General features: G+C 39.1%; 18 protein-coding genes. 17 read left to right on the top strand and 1 reads right to left on the bottom strand.

The window, feature by feature from the left end:
• The first annotated feature begins 137 nt into the window (after positions 1-137).
• The 4 genes from V4596_11505 (at position 138) to V4596_11520 (ending at position 4947) form a co-directional block, all read left to right on the top strand.
• A complete protein-coding gene (locus tag V4596_11505; GenBank protein ID MES2769760.1) occupies positions 138-1589 on the top strand; it encodes a cytochrome c biogenesis protein ResB in 1452 nt (483 codons plus the stop codon).
• On the top strand, positions 1586-3190 hold the full coding sequence (gene ccsA / locus V4596_11510; protein ID MES2769761.1) for a cytochrome c biogenesis protein CcsA: 1605 nt from the start codon (positions 1586-1588) through the stop codon (positions 3188-3190). Before V4596_11505 ends, ccsA begins: the two co-directional genes overlap by 4 nt.
• 145 nt (positions 3191-3335) lie before the next feature.
• Positions 3336-3743 (top strand): hypothetical protein, encoded by a 408-nt coding sequence (locus tag V4596_11515; protein MES2769762.1) that lies wholly within the window; start codon positions 3336-3338, stop codon positions 3741-3743.
• 10 nt (positions 3744-3753) lie between these two features.
• Entirely contained in the window at positions 3754-4947 is a 1194-nt protein-coding gene (locus tag V4596_11520) for a hypothetical protein (GenBank protein MES2769763.1), read from the top strand.
• 16 nt (positions 4948-4963) lie between these two features.
• On the opposite strand, the gene V4596_11525 is transcribed toward V4596_11520, so the two are convergent.
• Positions 4964-6781 carry an ABC-F family ATP-binding cassette domain-containing protein gene (locus V4596_11525; protein ID MES2769764.1) on the bottom strand — a complete coding sequence of 606 codons (1818 nt, stop codon included), beginning with the start codon at positions 6779-6781 and terminating at the stop codon, positions 4964-4966.
• Positions 6782-7102: 321 nt separating this feature from the next.
• Here V4596_11525 and V4596_11530 point away from each other — a divergent pair, with 321 nt between their 5' ends.
• The 13 genes from V4596_11530 to infC all read left to right on the top strand — a co-directional run bounded on the left by V4596_11530 (position 7103) and on the right by infC (position 20821).
• Entirely contained in the window at positions 7103-7615 is a 513-nt protein-coding gene (locus V4596_11530) for a cytochrome c3 family protein (GenBank protein MES2769765.1), read from the top strand.
• An 18-nt stretch (positions 7616-7633) separates the two neighbouring features.
• Positions 7634-10744: a TAT-variant-translocated molybdopterin oxidoreductase gene (locus tag V4596_11535; GenBank protein ID MES2769766.1), complete on the top strand. Its 3111-nt coding sequence runs from the start codon at positions 7634-7636 to the stop codon at positions 10742-10744.
• Positions 10744-12108 (top strand): NrfD/PsrC family molybdoenzyme membrane anchor subunit, encoded by a 1365-nt coding sequence (nrfD, locus tag V4596_11540; GenBank protein ID MES2769767.1) that lies wholly within the window; start codon positions 10744-10746, stop codon positions 12106-12108. The genes V4596_11535 and nrfD overlap by 1 nt, the downstream gene beginning before the upstream one ends.
• Positions 12092-12649, top strand: coding sequence for a DUF3341 domain-containing protein (locus V4596_11545; protein ID MES2769768.1), 558 nt, complete (start codon positions 12092-12094; stop codon positions 12647-12649). The genes nrfD and V4596_11545 overlap by 17 nt, the downstream gene beginning before the upstream one ends.
• Position 12650: 1 nt before the next feature.
• On the top strand, positions 12651-13262 hold the full coding sequence (locus tag V4596_11550) for a cytochrome c (protein ID MES2769769.1): 612 nt from the start codon (positions 12651-12653) through the stop codon (positions 13260-13262).
• Position 13263: 1 nt separating this feature from the next.
• Positions 13264-14472: a molybdopterin oxidoreductase gene (locus V4596_11555; GenBank protein MES2769770.1), complete on the top strand. Its 1209-nt coding sequence runs from the start codon at positions 13264-13266 to the stop codon at positions 14470-14472.
• Between the two features lie 250 nt (positions 14473-14722).
• Positions 14723-15028 (top strand): hypothetical protein, encoded by a 306-nt coding sequence (locus V4596_11560; protein MES2769771.1) that lies wholly within the window; start codon positions 14723-14725, stop codon positions 15026-15028.
• A gap of 203 nt (positions 15029-15231) precedes the next feature.
• The gene (locus tag V4596_11565; GenBank protein MES2769772.1) at positions 15232-15744 is read left to right on the top strand and encodes a hypothetical protein; all 513 of its coding nucleotides are present in this window, start codon (positions 15232-15234) and stop codon (positions 15742-15744) included.
• A gap of 13 nt (positions 15745-15757) precedes the next feature.
• Complete coding sequence (locus V4596_11570; GenBank protein ID MES2769773.1) at positions 15758-16651, top strand: hypothetical protein; 894 nt, start codon at positions 15758-15760, stop codon at positions 16649-16651.
• A gap of 112 nt (positions 16652-16763) precedes the next feature.
• On the top strand, positions 16764-17222 hold the full coding sequence (locus V4596_11575; protein ID MES2769774.1) for a hypothetical protein: 459 nt from the start codon (positions 16764-16766) through the stop codon (positions 17220-17222).
• A 99-nt stretch (positions 17223-17321) separates the two neighbouring features.
• Entirely contained in the window at positions 17322-18026 is a 705-nt protein-coding gene (locus V4596_11580) for a phosphatase domain-containing protein (protein MES2769775.1), read from the top strand.
• Between the two features lie 159 nt (positions 18027-18185).
• Positions 18186-20144, top strand: coding sequence for a threonine--tRNA ligase (gene thrS, locus V4596_11585; GenBank protein ID MES2769776.1), 1959 nt, complete (start codon positions 18186-18188; stop codon positions 20142-20144).
• A complete protein-coding gene (gene infC / locus V4596_11590; GenBank protein MES2769777.1) occupies positions 20141-20821 on the top strand; it encodes a translation initiation factor IF-3 in 681 nt (226 codons plus the stop codon). The genes thrS and infC overlap by 4 nt, the downstream gene beginning before the upstream one ends.
• Positions 20822-20977: the final 156 nt, after the last annotated feature.

Here is a 20977-nt window from a genome sequence, read left to right on the forward strand (position 1 = left end):
TGGGCTGAAACTCATTCCTAAGCGCTAAATATTAATCAATAATGTTGTTTTTGAGTAGGACAATCAATTTGCAACGATGCATTAACTCGCTTGAAGGTTGAGGCTTGAGCATATTTAAACTACTTATTGATCACCTAATGAAAATGTTGGAAAAAGTAGCTGAAAAAATTTTTAGATTCTTGTGCTCTCTCAAGCTAGCGGTGATTGTGATCGTTTCTTTAGGCACCATCGCAGCGATAGGCACTGTTATGGAATCCAAGTACGATATGATAACGGCACAAAAGCTCGTCTATCATTCGCCCTATATGTATTTTGTCATGATTCTTTTGTGTGTAAATCTTATTGCGGTGGCTGTTGATCGTTTGCCATGGAAAAAAAGACACACAGGTTTTGTCATTGTTCACGCAGGGATTGTGATTTTAATTGTAGGATCTTATGTGACACGAAAAGTTGGTGTCGATGGAACTCTTTCTTTTGATATAGGAGAAACTTCTAGAAACGTGCAGACCAATGAAACAGATCTGATCGTTTACAAACTGAAAGACTTAGAAAGTTCCGAAAAGATTTTTTCTCAAGATGTAGATTTTCTTGTTAATAACCCAAAGAAAAAACCAGTAAAAATTCTTTTTGGTGCAGGGGAATCTGATCAAATTGAAGTGATCGATTATATGCCTTACGCCAAAAGAGACTTTACCATCCAAGAATCTAACTTGATGACAGATGGTCCGGCACTCAGATTTCAGCTTCAAAATCCTTTCGTCAATATGATTGAATGGATTGTGCAGAGTGGATCGCAACCTGCGAAATTGGATTTGGGTCCCGCGCAAGTTGTGTTGGCTCGAGAAAATTATGAAAGTCTAGGTGGAAAAAACGAAATCGTTCTTTATCCAACTCAAAACAAAAATACATTGAGATATCAGATTTTTGATAAGGACAGTAAAGACGGAAAACCCATCAAGAGCGGAATGGTTCCCGTGGGTGGAGTGATCGAACCGGGGTGGATGGGGCTCACGGTGAGAGCCATTCAGTTTTATCCAAAAGGCAAAGTAGAATACAAATATACAAAATTAGATTATCCGAATGCCACGAGTACCGCAGCGGCGCAAATCAAATTCAACGGTCAAGCGTATTGGCTAGGAATGAACACGGCACTTCAGTTGTTTTCAAAAGACACGGTTTATTTTGTGACCTACGGAAATAAAAGATTGGACATTGGATTCAACATGACTCTCGATCGCTTTGAAATGGAAAAGTACGAAGGCACGCAGATGGCAAAGACCTATAAGAGCGTGGTGAATATTCCCAATGTTGGCCAAAAAGAAATTTCGATGAATGAACCGTTGAAACATAACGGTTACACTTTTTATCAATCGAGTTTTCAGGAAAATAAAATGGGAGAGCCGACGGCTTCGATTCTTTCTGTGAATTACGATCCAGGTCGCTGGATTAAATATTTTGGCTCGCTCTGCATCGTTTTAGGGTCTATCATGCTTTTTTACTTTAAGAAATTTGGAACAAAACAATCGTCGCAAGAAAAATTTATGAAAATGGACCAACAGTCGTTCATCGAAGGTGAGGTAGAAAAATGAAAAAACTGATTCTAGCTTTGAGTTTAATGTTATTTGCACCCGCAATGACCCAAGCCTCCATTGAATCGATATTTGCACCCATACCGGTCCAAGATTCAGGCAGAATCAAACCTTTTGATACTTTTGCGAGAGAATCTCTACAGCTCGTTTACGGGAAGAGAGATTACAACGGAAAGCCCGCGACGGAAGTGGTGTTCACTTGGATGATTATGCCTCATCATTGGGATGACATTGAGTTTGTTAAAATTGATCAAAAAGAAATCAAAGAACAACTAAAATTAGACGTAAACAAAAAAAGATTCTCACCCAAAGAACTTCTTTCTAAAGAACAACTTCAAATTCTCTTTACAGAATTACAGACTAAAAAAGAAGCTCAAGAAAAGTTAAAACCATTTTTTCAATCTGTAGAGCGTTTGCAGAGTCAGCTCACAATCTACAAGGCCATTGGGCAGGGGTTTGTGCCGGGATGGATTCCGCAAGAATCTTCTGACACATGGATCGCCCTAAAAGATTTTTCTTCAGATTACAGTGAGCTTTTTTTGAGAATTACAAAGGCTTTTGCTGCTTCTCTTGGGGATAAGAGCAAAGTTGAAGATCTAAGAGCTGCTGTACAAATTTTCAACGAAAAGGCCAAGGGCGAAAATTTAGATAAATATCCTGCGCAGCAAAAAATCAACTTGGAAGTTCAGTACAATCAATTCCATCCATTCCAGTGGGCGTGGATAGCATATGTATTTTCGGCATTGTTTTTTATGTTCTATTTCATTTCAAAGAAGCAAGCTTTCTATAAACTTTCACTTTTTGCTACATTCGTTGGATTTATTATTCATACGTATGGCTTTGCCCTTAGAATTTTCATCATGGAAAGACCACCGGTAACAAACATGTACGAGACGGTGATTTGGGTTCCGTGGGGTGCGGTTCTTTTCTCTATGATTTTGCTGAAGGTAAGTAAGAATAAATTCTTTATCTTTGCATCAAGTATCATTGCATTTGTATGCCTTGTGTTGGCAGATCTAGCGCCGATCATTTTAGATCCAAGCATGCAGCCTCTTCAGCCTGTATTGAGAAGCAATTTGTGGCTGACGGTGCACGTATTAACTATCACGATCAGTTATGCGGCATTCTTCTTAGCATTTATTTTGGGAGATATTGCTTTGAGCTTTTATCTTCTAGACGAAAAAAAATACGGTACACATATCACATCACTTAGAGATGCAATTTATCGCTCTATTCAAGTGGGTGTAGTGTTGTTGGGTGCGGGCACGATCTTAGGTGGTGTTTGGGCCGATTATTCTTGGGGGAGATTCTGGGGATGGGATCCAAAGGAAACTTGGGCATTGATTGCATTTTTGGGCTACATCGCCATTCTTCATGGTAGAATTTCAGGTTGGATTAAACCGTTCGGATTTGTTCTATGGTCGGTAATAGCTTTTGCTCTCGTTGTGATGGCTTGGTACGGGGTGAATTATGTCTTGGGTGCAGGTCTTCACTCTTATGGGTTTGGGGGCGGTGGTTTACCATTTGTTTCCGCAGTGATCGGCATCCACATTTTATTTGCGGCCACCGTATGGTTCGTAAGGCTGCAAAGACAAAAATAGAACTGACACTTCTAAAAAATTAGATCCGTTGTGGCTGGCATAGATTAAGCATAAGTATCATTGTGATTTCGGTTTCCTGGATTTTAGGGGCTTTAAAGTTCTTTAAATTGTCAGGTGATGTGTAAATTTAACAAAGAGGTAACGTATGTTTAAAGTGTTATTCGCATTTATTTTGGTAGGTTCAATTCAGTCTCAAGCAGTATTAATTAAAAAGATTCCTGCCGAGATTATCGGCGCTGCTTATGTTGATATGAATGGATTGAAAACGATTGCGGTAAACACAAAATATCAAGGTGGTTGTGGGCCAGAAAAAGCGACGTTGAATGTTAAGAAATGCGTTTCAATAGGTGAAAAAACTTATTCTTGTGTATCGGATTTAGCAATTTCTAGTGTGGTCAATCAATCTTGTATTAGTAAGAGCGTGGAGAAGGTATTTACAATTACCCAAGCTCAAATCAAAAACGAATCTCTGATGTCTGAAAAATACAAAGATTCAACTCTGGTCATTCGCGGAAAAAGTAAAGAAGTAGAAATAAAATTAGGAAAAATGTGAGAACAAAAAGATGAAGTTGTGGGTAATCTTAATTATTATAGCCAGTTCAGTATCGGCATGTTCAGGATCCTCAGGTAAGGGCGGAGCCGAAAGCTACGAAGGCAATGTCGTCGAGCTACACAATCGATTTTTTACTGAAGGCGGGGATTACCTAAGTCAGCGTTGCGATATTGATTTAAAAGATAAAAAAACAAAATTACTTACAGATCTGCAATCTAAACATGCTGATTTAGTGCAACTTAAAAATTCATATTATGCTAAAGAATCTGGCGATAAAAATGGAAAATTCGAAATTTTAAATTTTGGCCCGGCGAAATTTTCTAGAGAGAGGTTTCCTGTGCAACATAAGGATGTGTGGCAAGAGAGTGACGGTCTATCTTGGTATAATATTATAAAATATTATGAAAAAATATTAGCTAATCCCAAAGCCAGTCTTGAAGATTGGTACGATCTAGATATAGATGTGCGAAACATTCTTCCTGATGATCAAAGTAGAATTCTAGAATTGCAAAATATGTCTTTAGGGAGACGTGATAAAGAAAATCTAAAACTCATCATGGAAATCACCGAATCTTGCATCGAAAACAATCAGTGTTCAAAGTTAGAGTTGTCAGCCTCTCTAGAGGCGTGGGTACAAAGTAAGAGCTATTACCCTCTTAATTTAAAAAAAATTAGAAGCGCATCAAGCCAAGATGAATTTAAAAAACGCCTTAGAACGTTCAATGCAGATCTTAATTTTGATTATGATAAGTTTAAGCTACGTCATAATAATCACAAAGTAGATAAAGAATCTTCAACTCTAACGGTTCATATGGATCTAAATGCTTTTGCCCCTGATCAACGAAAGCTTGCGGATTATCTTCAGGCAGTTTGGTCGGTGGAAGGAATCAACATAAGAATTTTGACTTCAAGAGATCCCAGCTATTCTTTTTATAAAATTGTTTTAAACTCTCAAGAACGTCGGGGAGTTGTCTATCATGAGCGACATCTTATGTACCTTAATCCAAATACTTCTATTCAGAATCTTATTCATGAATTTGGGCATGTATTGGGCTTAAGAGACGAATACTATACGATATGGAATGAAGACTCTTGTAGCTACAAAGATGAATATAACAAATCGAATTTGATGTCCGGACCACCAAGTATTAACGTGAAAAGCCAGCATATTAAGGCTCTTAAAGAGCTTTATTTTAGTAATTAAGAGAACTTTACTTAACTTACGAAAGACTTTCCCATAAAGCGTAAAGTCGATCGACTTCGGTTTGCGCCTTTGCAATTTCCTTAGACAGTTCCATTAGTTTTTTAGAATCCGCTAAATTCTCTGGTTTTCCATACTCCGCCGTAAGTTTTGCAAGGAGTTCTTCAGCTTTTTTGATATTTCCATCCATGTTGTCTAAAGCGAATTGATCTTTAAAGCTTAATTTTTTCTTTTTACCGGAATCTTGTGAGCTTGAACCACCGGCTTTGTTCGTGGCCTTAATTTTTTGCTCTAAGCGTACTTGGTCTTCGTACCATTCTTCCCATTGATCAAGGCCTACCATCGGAGTGATGGTCTTTTCGCCTTTTTCATCCACGCCAAATGCCAAGAGCAAATTGCTGGCTTGATCCAAGAAATATCTATCATGGGTGACCAGAATAATGGCGCCATTGAATTCACTCAGAATATCTTGGAGCACATCCAGGGTAGAAATATCAAGATCATTGGTTGGTTCATCGAGAATTAAAACATTGGCTTTTTTCAGTAAAAGTTTTGCAAGTAGAAGTCTGCTTTGTTCTCCGCCAGAAAGTTTTCTGACCGGCATATCCATTTGTTCGTAAGAAAATAAAAATCTTTGTAAGTAGCTCTTTACATGCATGGTACCATTGTCGCCATAAGGTACAAAATCTCCGGCAGGACAAACGGTTTTGATCACGCTCAATTCTTGATCGAGACTTTCACGGTTTTGTTCAAAGTAAACCACCTGCAATTGATCAGCATGGAAGACTGATCCCGTATCGGGCTTTTCTTTTCCTGTGAGAAGTCTAATAAGGGTGGATTTTCCGCAACCATTTTTTCCAATCAAACCAATACGGCTCTTTGGCGTGAGCAATAAATCTAGAGGAGGGATAACGGTACTTTTACCATATTTTTTAGAAATATTTTTAGCTTCAATCAACTTCTTAGGATTTTTATCCATGCCTTGCAGTTGCATTTCTACACGCTGCACTTGGTTTCGAGAAGTTAGATCCCCAACCTGATCTTTTAAAACTCCTGCTTGGTCTATTCTTGCTTGCTGTTTTTTTAGTCGTGCCTGTGGGCCACGTCTTAACCACTCGGTTTCGCGTCTGAGAGTATTTTTAAGTTTAGTCTCTAGACTTTCTTGAGCGGTGAGGAGTTGCTCCCTCACTTCTAAATATTTTGCATAATCGCCATCAATCTTTAAAAGTCCATCGGGGTGCCTGCGATCGAGCTCAAAAATTTTATTGGAAACTTTTTGCAGGAACAATCTGTCATGGGTGATGGTGACCGTAGCAAAGTTGGATTTTGCTAGAAGATTCTCAAGCCACATGATGCTTTCGATGTCGAGATGGTTGGTGGGTTCATCCAAAAGTAATAAGTTAGGTTCTTTTAAAAGTTCACGTGCGAGGGCTACGCGTTTTTTCCAACCTCCGGAAAGATTGGAGATCAAGGTCTCTGCCTGCACTTCGCCCTCCGTCAAAGATAACTTCGACATGATTTGGTGGGCGCGCGAAATTTCCTGCCAATCATAGGGATCGTGAGACCCTTCCATTACGGAATCTTGTACAGTAGCGTTGTCCGTAAATTGAGGAACCTGTTCCAGATATCCAATTTTCAAACCCCGTTGAGGAGAAAGAGTGCCGCCATCCAAATCAGAAGTTTCTGCTAATATTTTAAGCAATGTTGATTTGCCAGCTCCATTAGGTCCAATTAAACCAATGCGCTCGCCACTTCCGATAGAAAATGTAAGTCCGTCGAAAAGAGTTCTAGATGCAAAAACTTTTTTTAGCTTGTGAGCATTAATCAAAATCGCCATCGCAAGAACCTAACGCATAACCGACACCAAAAGGTAGTCCGTACTTTTCTGTACCGGCGCCGTGTTAATAATATTGAGAAGTTGATCAAAAAAATGTCTCATGCGTATTTTTTGAGCATTCGTAAGATCTGGTTATCTCAAAAAAAAATTCAAAAGCTTTGAAAAAACTCAGTGACAAGATTATCAATTCGTTGTCATTTATATATGTTGTAAAGCACAAAGATAAATTTCGGAAAAGGACTCAGTGTGTTCTAAGCCTTAGGTTTGTTTTTATGCGATTGAAAGGGAGCAACTGTGAACAAGTCCATCTTGAAGAGCCCTCTGTTTAAACTCGGGCTCACAGCGCTAGTGTTAGTTGTAGTTGGTGCGCATGCATATTTTTTGGTTCCACCAACAGGATACAACAACGGATATCAACCTGATCAACCGATTCCATTTGATCATACCATCCACGCAGGAAAGTACCAGATTAGCTGTCAGTACTGTCACTCGAACGTAGAGAAATCTCGTCACGCGACAGTGCCTTCACTAAACGTATGTATGAACTGTCATAAAAACGTGGCGGCTGATAAGCCTTTAATTCAAAGATTAAAAGCTGCTTACGAAGCTGGCGAAAGCATTCCTTGGGTAAAAGTAAACATGCTTCCTGACTTTGTAAAATTCAATCACAAGAGACACATAGCTAAAGGCGTTCAATGTCAAACATGTCACGGACCAGTTGAGACAATGCAAACTTACTATCAAGAAAAGCCTCTCTCAATGGGCTGGTGTATTGAGTGCCATAGAAAACCTGAACACAACGCAAACATCAGTTGCGACACTTGTCACTACTAGGCTTGGAGACGACATAACATGAAAAACGAAAACAATATTGAAACAACGACAGAAAAAATTTTCTGGAAAAGCTTAGATGAAAAATATCAAACAGAAGAGTTCAAAGCTATTGCTCAAAAAGAATTCGTAACTTCTCCCTTCGCGACTGAAGATGGAACAGACGGTGTAGCAAGACGTGATTTCTTAAAATTGATGGGTGCAAGTATTGCTCTAGCAAGTACTGCATGTATCAAAAGACCTGTTGATTACATCGTTCCATACGCTGAGCATCCACCAGAGATCACTCCAGGTGTTGCAAACTATTACGCTTCATCATGGACATTCCAAGGTGAAACTCACGGACTTGTGGTTAAGACAAGAGAAGGTCGTCCAATTTATCTTTCTGGAAATAAAAAACATCCAATCAACCAAAATGGTATTTCAGCAATCGCTCAAGCACAAATTTTATCACTTTATGATCCAGACAGATTACAAGCTCCAGTAAAAAGAAACGAAGACGGATCTTATTCAAAAATCACATGGGACAAATTAGATGAAGAAGTAACTGCAGTGTTGAAGGGTGGACCAGTTGTTCTTCTTTCTTCATCTCTAAACTCTCCATCAACAGAAACTTTAATTTCTGATTTCTTCCAAGGCTTCAAAGGGAAGCATGTTGTTTGGGATTCATTAGGAAATGATGACGTGGTTGCTGGTCAAAAAGCATCTTACGGAAACACAGTCGCTCCGAGATACAGACTTGATCAAGCAAAGATGATTGTATCAATTGATGCTGACTTCTTGGGAACATGGTCAAGTTCAACGGAACTGTCTAGGCAATTCGCTCAAGGAAGAAAGCCTGGAAAAGACATGAATAAACTTGTGTCATTTGAATCCATGATGTCTTTGACTGGTGCAAACTCAGATACAAGAATCCCAATTGCTCCTTCACAACAGTTGACTGTAGCAATGGGTCTTATCAATGAACTTGTGAACAACCAAAAAGTTTCAAGATACGCTGGTGATGGCGCGGTTTCAAAAGCGGCTAGCCAATTCGCAAACGCTGCTGAAGAAATCGGAATGGAAAAAGAACTTCTTTCGCAAATTGCAAAAGATCTTTGGGCAAACCGTGGCGCTTCAGTAGTACTTACTGGTGGTATCACAACAAGAACAGCGCAAAGTGCTGATCTTCATGCAGCGGTGAACTTCTTAAATACAATTTTAGAAAACGATGGAAGAGCTGTTGACGGAACTGCAGTAACAACTGCTGCCGGTGGTTCTTACCAAGATATGAAAAACTTAATCCAAGAAATGAATGAAGGAAAAGTTTCTACTTTAATCATTCATAGAGCGAACCCAGCATATGCACTTCCAAAAAGCTCAGGCTTTGTTGAAGCTTTGAAAAAAGTGAAGACAGTGATTTATGCAGGTTCGCACTTAGATGAAACTGGAAAGCTTGCTAACTACGTAGCTCCAGATCATCACCATCTCGAAAACTGGGGAGACTCAGAAGTTCAAAAAGGTGTTTACTCAATCCAACAACCAACAATTCGTCCTCTATATGATACAAGGTCATTAGAATTAACTTTGATCTCTTGGGCATATCAATTGGATGCTGGTCCTTCAAGATTAAGAGATCCAGACAGCTGGTTAGATTATTTGAAAAAGAACTGGCAAAATAATCTTCAAAAAACTGCAGGCGTTGGCGGCGGGTTTGAAGACTTCTGGTTAACTTTCTTAAAAGAAGGTGTGATCGATACTTCATCACGTGGCGGAAGAAGAACTGCTCCAAGTACTGCGAGACAATTCTTGGTTGGTTCATTAACTAAAATCCAGAAGCCAGTGACTAAGGATGTAGAATTAGTTCTTTACTCTAAAATTGGCCACGCCGATGGAAGCTTTGCAAACATCGCATGGCTTCAAGAATTCCCAGATCCAGTTACAAAGATCGTATGGGATAACTACTTTAACGTTTCTCCAAAAATGGCTCATGATTTAAAAATCAAAGAAGGCACTGTAATTGAAGTGGAAGCAAACGGAGTGAAAATGAAACTCCCAGCTCACATTCAACCAGGCTTGAACGCAAAAACAATTGCAGTTGCGGTTGGTTTTGGAAGAACAGATGCAGGATCTGTTGGATCTAACATCGGTAAAAATGCATTTGAATACGTAAATCTAAAAGGCGATGTTCCAGTATTTTCAGGTCAAGAAGCTAAAGTTTCTGTGACAGGTGAGAAGATCGAACTTGCTTGTACTCAAGGCCATCATTCAATGGAAGGTCGTCAAATCGTAGTTCAAGCAACATTAAAGGATTACTTGAACAATCCAGGGGCAAACATCCATAGACATAAAATGTTATCTCTTTGGGGAACGCACGAATACAAAGGTTACAAGTGGGCGATGGTTATCGACCAAAACGTTTGTAACGGTTGCAGTGCTTGCGTGATCGCTTGTCAAAGTGAGAACAACATTCCAACAGTTGGGAAAAAATATATTCTTCAAGGTAGAGAAATGCACTGGTTGAGAATCGATCGTTACTATGCGGGCGACGAAGCAAATCCAGAAACAGTTTTCCAACCTATGCTCTGCCAACATTGTGACAATGCTCCTTGTGAAACAGTTTGTCCGGTTCTAGCTACTACTCATAGTGATGAGGGCTTAAACCAAATGACCTATAATAGATGTGTTGGGACGAGGTACTGTTCAAACAACTGTCCTTATAAAGTTAGAAGATTCAACTGGTTCAACTACGCAACTCCACTTAAGAAACCACAAACAATGGCGTTAAACCCAGATGTTACTGTGAGATCAAGAGGGGTCATGGAGAAATGTACTTTCTGTACACAAAGAATCCATGAAGCAAAGAACACAGCTAAAGATCAAAATAGAAAAGTAAAAGACGGTGACGTAGTAACAGCTTGCCAAGAAGCTTGCGCAACAGGAGCTATCATTTTCGGTAACGTGAATGATCCTGAATCTCAAGTGGCTAAACTTTTCAAAGATCCAAGATCATACTCTGTTCTTGAAGAAGTGAATGCTGTTCCATCAGTAAGATACCAAACTAAGGTGAGAAACAGTGACACAGTTGCAACAGCAAAGCATCACAGCAGTGATTCCGCTGGACATGACTCTAAAGGTGGAGGAGCCCACTAATGATTAAACGTGATGTCCTCGTCGGAGGAAATAAAACTTATAAAGACATTTCAGACGATATTTGTTCGATCGTAGAGACGGTTCCAACAAAAGGTTGGTTCATGTACTTCCTTCCAGCAAAAATGGGTCTTCTATTCTACGTGGGCGTGATCGCTATGATCATCGGTTACGGAATGGGACTCATGGGGGTTAACCATCCGGTAGGTTGGGGAACTGACATCGTAACATTCGTATTCTGGGTTGGTATTGGTCACGCGGGAACTTTAATTTCTGCAGTACTTTTCTTATTCAGACAAAAATGGAGAACAGGGATCAACAGAACTGCGGAAGCGATGACAATCTTTGCCGTAATGACTGCTGGTATTTTCCCTCTGATTCATACAGGTCGTCCATGGTTAGCATATTGGTTGATTCCATATCCAAACCAAAGAGGACCTCTTTGGGTAAACTTTAGATCGCCACTTCTTTGGGACGTGTTCGCGGTTTCAACTTACCTTACGGTTTCTCTAGTGTTCTGGTACATCGGTATGGTTCCGGATATCGCAACAGTAAGAGACAGAGCAAAAAATAAAATCAGAAAATTAGCTTACGGAGTTCTCTCGCTTGGTTGGAGAGGGACAAACAGAAACTGGCAACATTATGAATCAGTTTATATTATCTTAGCTGGTTTATCGACACCTCTAGTACTTTCGGTTCACTCGATCGTATCTTTTGACTTCGCGGTGTCTGCACTTCCTGGTTGGCATACAACGATCTTCCCTCCGTACTTTGTTGCGGGCGCGATCTTCTCTGGATTTGCGATGGTTGTGACGTTGATGGTCTTGATCCGAAACGCATTCCCTGTAATGAAAGACTACGTAACACTCAATCATATGGAAGTGATGAATAAGATCATCATGACGACGGGTATGCTTGTTGGTTACGCATACGCTTCAGAGTTCTTTATCGCTTGGTACTCAGGCGTTGAATATGAACAGTACGCATTCATCAACAGAATGTTTGGTCCATACTGGTGGGCTTACTGGATCATGGTAACTTGTAACGTAATTATTCCGCAAATTTTCTGGTCTAAGAAAATGAGAAGAAACATCCCGGTGATGTTTGTAGTTTCTATTTTCGTAAACATCGGTATGTGGTTCGAGAGATTCGTAATCACAGTAACATCTCTTCATAGAGATTACCTGCCAGCAAACTGGGGGATGTTCAATTTCACGTTCTATGACTTTGGCGTGATCATTGGGTCGTTTGGTATGTTCTTCACGTTATTCTTATTATTCATCCGTGTTTTACCAATGGTAGCGATGTCAGAAGTAAAACCAGTGTTAGATGTGGGCAGAGGAGATAAACATGAACGAGCTCATTAATGAAATCAATGGCCTCTTAAGATCTAGGACAGATAAAGGCGTTGCTGCAATTTTTGATGATGAACATGCTTTACTGAGAGCTGCTCAAAAAGCTTATGATTCTGGTTATAGAAAATTTGAAACATTATCACCATTTCCTATTCACGGAATGGACGATGCAATGGGATTAAAAAGATCTCCAGTGCCATGGTTCACATTCATCTTCGGAGCTATCGGATTAGCGTTCGGTCTTTTCGTTCAATGGTGGATGTCAGCAGTGAGCTGGCCGATCAATGTTGGTGGTAAACCAATGTTCTCATTACCAGCATTCATCCCTGTCATTTTCGAATTGACGGTATTGTTTGCAGCACTTTCATCAGTAGCAGGAATGCTCTGGTTGTGTAATCTGCCAAAAGTAGATCCACCAATTATTCACCCTGATATCACGTCTCATAAATTCTGCTTGTTCATTCCTGTGAACGATCATGGGTACGACGAAGCAAAAGCAAAAGAACTTATGAAGGGCTTAGGCGCTTCTGAAATTCTAATGGCGGAGTTATAGAATGAAAACTTTAACATTTTCTAAAGGTATACTAACTCTAGCTTTAGTTTCCGTTGTAATGACTGGTTGTTTGCCAGAAAAACGTTCTAAAGAACCCAATGTTGAGCTCACGCAAGACATGATGAGCGATCCATCTTTTAAAGCTCAAGACTTTGATAAGGACAAACCAGGTAAGAGAGCAAACATGCTTCCCCCGCCAGGAACAAATCCAATGAACTGGACACCATATCCAAATTATCAAAACGATGAAGAAGCGAAAAATTTTAAAAACCCACTTGTTTCTAATAAAGAAATTTTAGGAAAAGGTGAGAGACTCTTCCAAATTTATTGCGCCGTTTGCCACGGAACTAAAGGTTACGGAGATGGAACAATAGCGGAAAAGAGTTTAGTAAAACCACCATCACTTCAAGCTGAAAAAGTTAGAGGATGGACAGATGGTCAGATCAATCACTTGATCACTAAAGGTCGCGGACTCATGGGCGGATACGAAAGCCAAATTCCAAGTCAGGAAGATCGTTGGGCGTTGGTTACTTACATCAGACACATGCAGAAATCTTTGCCAGCAGCTGGGCCTAATCATGATCACTCACAACATGCGAATGAAGGAAAATAAAATGGGAAACGTTGATCATAACCATAGCCATAAACTCGAAGTCGGCACTTACGTTGTAAGCCAAAAGCTAAAAGGAATCATGTTTAGCTTTATCCTGATCGGTCTTCTAACTTTAGTAGTTGGATACGTGGTGGATAAAGAAAGAATTTGGCAGTCATTCCTGACAAATTTTTTCTATTTTACATCTTTAGCTTTAGGTGGACTTTTCTTTACAGCAATTCAGTATGTAACTAAAGCAGGTTGGAGTGCAGGTGTAAGAAGAGTATTTGAAAGCTTAACAGCATTCTTACCAGTAGCTTTGGTTGCAGCAATCGTAATCATCGCGTTCGGTTCTCATTCACTTTTTGAATGGTTACACACAGATGTTGTCAATGCAGATCCAATCCTCAAAGGTAAACAAGGCTACTTGAATATGCCGTTCTTTGCGATCAGAACAGTTGTGTTCTTTGCAATCTGGATGCTTTTCCAGAAATTAATCGTTGGAAATTCTTTGAAGCAAGATAAGACTGGCGACGAAAGCTTAACTCACAAAAACGTTTCACTTTCTGTTGGGTTTTTGATTCTTTTTGCTCTGACTTATTCACTGTTCAGTATTGATTTCGTAATGAGCTTACATCCACATTGGTTCTCTACAATGTTTGGTGTTTATACTTTTGCAGGATTATTCCAAGCGTCTCTATCACTGATCACTATCATTGTGATTAAATTGATGGATAAAGGCCTTGTGAAAGGTTTTGTGACGGAAGAACATCTTCACGATCTAGGGAAATTCATGTTCGCGTTCACAGTGTTCTACGCTTACATCGCGTTTTCTCAGTTCATGTTGATCTGGTACGCAAACTTACCTGAAGAAACTATTTTCTACGCACACAGAGCACACGGTGGTTGGATGGCAGTGTCATTTTCACTTCTGATCTTTAAGTTCGTAGTTCCATTCTTGATGTTGTTACCAAGAGGCGCTAAGCGTGACAAAGGTCACCTTGTGCGCGTTGGTTGCTTGATCCTAATCATGCAATGGGTAGACATCTATTGGTTGGTATATCCAAACTTTAACGAAGGACACGTAGTGTTCTCGTACCAAGAAGTAGGGTTGTTCTTGGGCTTCTTAGGATTGTTTATCTTCACTGTGACGAAATTTTTGTCGAAGAATAGTCTGGTGGCGATTAAAGATCCGTATATCCACGAATCAAACCATCACCACGTCCTTTAAGACGGCTCGATCTTTCGAGCTGTCTCGGCGTTGCTTGCGGTTTCGAAAATCCTCGCGCCTTGATGCAGCTCGCAATCTCTTCGCCTCAGTTTTTTGTGTCGGAGATTTGGGGGGATGGGATGACTGCGTTTTGCTGGTCAGATATTCAATGTAAATGTATGCAGTTTGATATCAAAAATATTCTTTTATGACAGGGAAATCTTTTTGTCGTAAATTGATATTCAAATGCATCGGAGTTTTTATGAGATTTATGCTTATTACAGTTCTAGCTATATTTTCAATTTACACAGGATGGATAGTTTGGGAATTCGGTTATACAAGCGTATTTGAAGTCTCCCTTAGAGAGCAGCCTTCAACACAAGTGTTAGTGGATCTCTTTGTCATGGGCGGCATTCTGCTGGCCATTATGATTCTGGATAATCAAAGAAATGGAAGACCTTTCCGTAAGGTTGCTCCGTTTGTGGTAGTTACTCTTTTAGCCGGATCAATAGGACCTCTTTTATATTTCATAGTCCATGCTGATCTTTTAAAATATAATCCCAAAAAGCTGACCTAAATCCCTAGCTTTATATTCAAGATATTTTCAAATGTACGCTGACTTAATAGTTGGCGTTTTTTCTATGTGGCATACAACTTGTGAAACTAAAAAATTCAATTCGGGTGCGTATAACGTTTTAGTGTGTGAATAAAAATTTTATTAATTTTGATTCTTGACAGAGGTTCGCATTTATATATTGATGATTCAATCAAGGGGAAGTTATGAAATATTTATTTTTTATCTTGTTGCTATCATCTGGTTATTCTTATGCGGGAACTCTAGAAGTTATTACCTTTAAAAAAGGTGAGCTTAAGTCAGTTCAGGCGACACCTGGAGAGCTTAATTGTAAGTTCAATTATGATATGGATACATATTGGAAAAGAGTAACTGACGGTTATGAATGTATACATGCAGGATGTTGGTACGAACAGCAAGCCTCTTACACAATTAAAATCAATAACGATCTTTATATTGAAAGAACAGATGATAATGGCACCAGCATAAGTGATCATCCAAAAGTCATGACCGATGCCATCTGTGCGGAAGAAGGATTGCAACAGTATAAGCGTTCTACAGAGTGGTGGCTCTTCAAATTGCATGAAGTGGATGCGGGTAGTATTTTTAAAAAATCATCTAAAGAATGTTATGAAAAAGAATTGTGGGTAACCTACGACACGACAACCAAAAAAATCTTCAGCCATGCCTTTAAAGACAAACTGGTAGAATGCCCATGATCTTTAAAGAGCTATGAAAATTTTCAAATATTCATTGATATCTGTAGCTTTATTTTTGTTAATAGCGGTGGGCTTTTTTCTTTATTCAGTGTCACAGCTTCCGGATCCAATTGCTCTTAAAGAAAAAATAAAAACCGAAAAAGAAGTAAAATCTCCGACAGAATTACAAAAAGAAATCTCTGCGGAAGTAGAAAGTCTTTCCCAGACTCTTGAACCTGAAAATGAATCAGTTCAGCAGCCGACACATGTTGCTGCCACAAAATCAAACACCAGCGAGCAAGTTTTTGGCCTAATAAACGAAGAGTACAGTGATATTCGTGTTTGTGAAAACTTAGGAAAACCTTCTACAAAAGACATTACTCCTAATGTGATATTTGATGCTATCGCTAGTAAAGATAGAAATGATTCCAAGCTCGAATCGTTCCGAGTTCCAATTAAGCACATCTTCCAAAGTAAACCGATGAAGGAATTGTTCGCAGAAATTGATGAAGTGGATAAAGACAATCTTCAAGGTGAAGAGCGCACTTCATACTTAAAGAAAATTGGCTTTTACGCTATCGCAGTTAAAAAAGCGCAAGAGGCCTACAGTCAAAAGGCGGAGTACGAAGAGATCGGCGATAGAGCCTATGATCTTTATGTGATTTCTCAAATCGTAGAGAAAAAGCCAGAGCTTGCTTTAGACAAAAATGTTTTAGATTTCTGCAATCAGCTTCAAACTTCTATTGGTCAAAAATCAAAATCTGATATCACTGAGGAAAGAAAAGAACTTCTGAAGCTTATCGAGTATGCGGGATTAACACCTCAACAGTTGGATTTTAATCCTCAGGTCAGAACGAAGTTCAATATCGATCTCAGTAAGACAGGCCTATCTTTTGGCTTAACTCACCCCGGAATGAAGTTTCAATAAATGGGAAAGATCTATTCTGCCTAGTGTTGCAGTGTTTCTTCATATCAAATAAGCGTTAATATCTCGACTTCGCCTAACCCCTTTACTAAAACTTAAGCATCCGGGGGGATGAATGAAGTCTTTATTTTTGTTTCTTATTATTTTCTCAATCAATTCATTTGCTCAAAACTCTCTCAATACCCAATATCCGAGAGTGATGGCCTGCCAGAATCCAAGTTCTAATATCTATGTTGAAGTTTTCCACGATCAATCAGGATTTCTTGGCGCTCCTAAGAATCCAACAGGATATTTGATTCTCTGGTCCACAATAATGGGCAAGGACACTCAAAAGAGATTGGTATTAGACGTTCCTATGAAGCATATCTCTGAGGGAGGTTCCGGATGTACTTTAGATATAAAGTGGTCCCAAAAAAAAGGAAGTGGAGCCGATGCAATTTCTCATTTTCATATTCAAGTTGCTGCCTGCAATATGTTGGATAAAGCACCTAAAGGCAAAATCACTCAAAACGATGTCTATAGTAGTGGCAAAGTTATAACGACATCTTCAGATTTGAATTGTCAGCTCCAATAATTTTCAAATAATTAAAAGAGGAATTTTATTAAAAATTTATTTTTAGCTATTCTGTTCTTTTCCAGTGTTAGTTATTCTAGAACGTTAATTGTATCTGATATCGATGACACGATCAAAGCTTCTCATGTGCGTAAGAAATCTGATTCCGCGGCAAATGCTTTTGTAACCACTTTGGCTTTTAGAGGAATGAAAGAGACTTATGAAGAAGTTCTCGCAAATGAAGGAGCTGAAATCATATATGTGACCAACGCTCTAGATACCATAATGAACGATTCCCATTCCAAATTCATTAAGAATAATGAATTCCCTAAAGGAAAAATATTTTTTAGGAAAGGAAGTGCCGATACTCACAAATACTCCACGATCAAGAATTACTTATTATCAAATCTCGATATAGATAAACTGATCTTGGTGGGGGACAATGGAGAAAGAGATATTTTGTTTTACGATCAAATCGCTCAAGAATTCAAAGATCGGCTGACGAGCATCAACACCTACATTCGTATTGTTTATTCAGAGCCGTATAAAGTGTTGCCCCTGGCAGAAAATCAAAAAGGATTTGTTTCTCCATTGGAACTTCTAGCGGATTTAACTGTAAGTAATTTTATAAAAGTAGAAAGATATTATGAAATTGCCGGAAAACAGTCACAAGAAATTTTGGTAGCAGAAAAAACCGACAGTAAAAGCCCTCAGTATTTTCCGAGTTGGCTAACTTGCAAAGGCTTTGACCCCGGCTCTTATGAAGAATTAATGACACCAATTATAGAAAAAGGCTTTGAAAAGGTTCGTTCCATTTGCCAGTAAATCTCTCAATTGCAATTAAACCTATCGCCAATTGTTTAAATCCTTCTAAATTCAGGATAACCATTGACAAGATGAGGGATTTTTTGAGACTTTATCTTTCATGCAAGAGTGCCTATCTTATTCAATTACCACAATGACATTTTAATCCCAGGCACACCTATGTCACAAATATCCATTATACTACCAGACAACTCCGTTAAAAACTTCGATCATGAACCTACGGTTCTTGAAGTGGCAAATGCTATTGGTCCACGTTTAGCTAAAGAAACTCTGGGCGGAATTGTAAACAATGGAAAAGACATTGAGGATCTTCGCTACGTTTTAAAAAATAACGATAAACTTAAAATCATCACTTCAAAAGATCCACAAGGTTTAGAGGTGATCAGACATACTGCTGCTCACGTAATGGCTCAAGCAGTTCAAGAATTGTGGCCTGATGTGAAGGTAACAATTGGCCCCGTGATTGACGATGGTTTCTATTATGACTTTGATTCTCCATTTACTTTCTCTCCAGAAGATTTAGAAAAGATCGAAAAGAAAACAAAAGAAATCATAAAACAAGATCTTCCAATCACTCGCGATTATTGGCCAAAACAAAAAGCCATCGAAACTTTCACAAAGATGGGTGAGAACTTCAAAGTAGAGCTCATTCAAGGTTTAAAAGACGAAAAAGTGGGAATCTACACGCAAGGTGGAAAATGGTTCGATCTTTGTAAAGGTCCTCACGTACAAAGCATCGGTTCTATCAAAGCCGTAAAAGTCACTCATCTTGCTGGTGCTTACTGGCGTGGTGATGAAAAAAATAAAATGCTTCAAAGAGTTTATGCGACTGCATTTTTCTCTGAAAAAGATCTTCAAGAGCATCTTGCAAGAATCGAAGAAGCAAAAAAACGCGATCACAGAAAGCTCGGAAAAGAAATGGGCTTATTTGTATTTGATCAAGTTGCGGTGGGAAGTCCTTTCTTCACACCGAAGGGCACGATCATTTATAATGAATTGATTCAATTTGTTCGTGAAAAATATAAAAAATATGGTTACCAAGAAGTGATCACTCCGCAAATCTATGACGTGGATTTGTATCATACATCAGGTCACTACGATAACTACCGTGAGAATATGTACTTTACAGATATCGACGAGAGAAGCTGTTCGGTGAAACCAATGAACTGTCCAGGGCATTGCGTATTGTTCTCGCACGATCATCATTCCTATAGAGATCTACCTTTACGTATCGCAGACTTCGGAAGACTTCATAGATATGAAAAAAGCGGAGCTCTTCACGGTGTAACTAGAGTAAGATCATTCTCACAAGATGATGCTCACGTTTTCTGTACTGTAGATCAAGTTCAATCTGAAATTGAAAAATTCATGACAATGTTAAATGAGATTTATCAAACTCTAGGTATGTCCGAATACAAGGTTTACTTCTCAACTCGTCCAGAAAAACGTACGGGTAGTGAAGAACTTTGGGATAAAGCTGAAAATGCTTTAGAACAGGCTCTTAAAAATTTAAAACTAGATTATATTTTAAATCCTGGTGACGGTGCCTTCTATGGACCGAAACTAGATATTTCTTTTGTGGATGCACTAAAGCGTCCATGGCAATTGGGAACTCTTCAGTACGATCCAAACATGCCAGAAAGATTTAAATTAACTTACGTTGGTTCAGACAACACAAGTCATACACCTGTGATGTTACATAGAGCGATTTTAGGATCGTTAGAAAGATTCATAGGTGTTTATACAGAACATTGCGCAGGCCATTTCCCACTTTGGATGAATCCAAACCAAGTGAGTATATTAAATTTAAACGAAGTGCACATTCCATTCTGTGAAGAATTGAAAGAAAGACTTCAAAAAGAAAATATCCGCGTAAACTTCGATGCAAGAAACGAAAAATTAGGTTTCAAGATCAGAGAAGCGCAATTGATGAAGGTTCCGTACATGATCGTTGTCGGAGATAAAGAAGTAGAAACAAAAAAATTAGCTGTTCGTTATAGAACGGGCGAAAATTTTAATGATTTAACAATAGAGAATTTTGTGGAAGGCCTAAAGACTGAAATTAAAAATAGAAGTCTTACTTCTTATCTTAAACCAACCCTACCAGGAGATGCATGAACAACAATAACAATAGCTACAGACCACCAATTGCTCGTCCACCAAGAAAAGAAGGAAATTTCGGTCCCAAGAGAGACGCAAAAAAAGACGGGTTCAAAATGAACTTTGAAATCAACGCTGCTCAAGTGAGAGTGATTGATGATGAAGGTGGAATGCTTGGAGTGATGACTCCTAAGGAAGCCGTAGCAATGGCTCAAGCAAGAGGTTTAGATCTCATTGAAGTTGCACCCAACGCAACTCCTCCAACTTGCAAAATTATGGATTACGGAAAGTACAAGTATGAGCAAAAGAAGAAGGCTCAGGTTTCTAAAAAGAACCAAGTGACTATCGATGTAAAAGAAATCCAGTTGAGACCAAGAACTGAAACGAACGATCTAGAAACAAAGCTTAGACACGCTAAGAGATTCCTAGAAGACGGCGATAAAGTGAAGTTCAATCTTCGTTATAAAGGTAGAGAAATGGTCCACCAAGAGCTTGGAAAAGCCCTTATGGATAAAGTAGTTGAGCAGCTTAAGGGCGTTGGAATTGTGGAAACGGCTCCAAAAATGGAAGGAAAGCAGTTCTTCTGCCTAATGCAGCCAGATCCAGTTCATTTAAAAGAAGTCCAAAAGAAAAAGAAGCAAGCCGCGGCCCAGGCAGCAGCAGCGACTAAAAAGACGGACGATAAAGAATCATAGCCTCATCCAGTGCTTCCTAAGGGAAGCACTAATGCCTAAAAACCTCTTTTAGGGATTAAAAATAACTTGTTTAGTCATCAACTCTAAGGTTATAACCTTTACCTCAAGTCCAAAATACTTGTACTACGAACTTTTATACGGCTCAAAAGTAGGATT

The sequence above is a fragment of the Bdellovibrionota bacterium genome, from assembly GCA_040386775.1.
Classification (GTDB): domain Bacteria; phylum Bdellovibrionota; class Bdellovibrionia; order Bdellovibrionales; family JAEYZS01; genus JAEYZS01.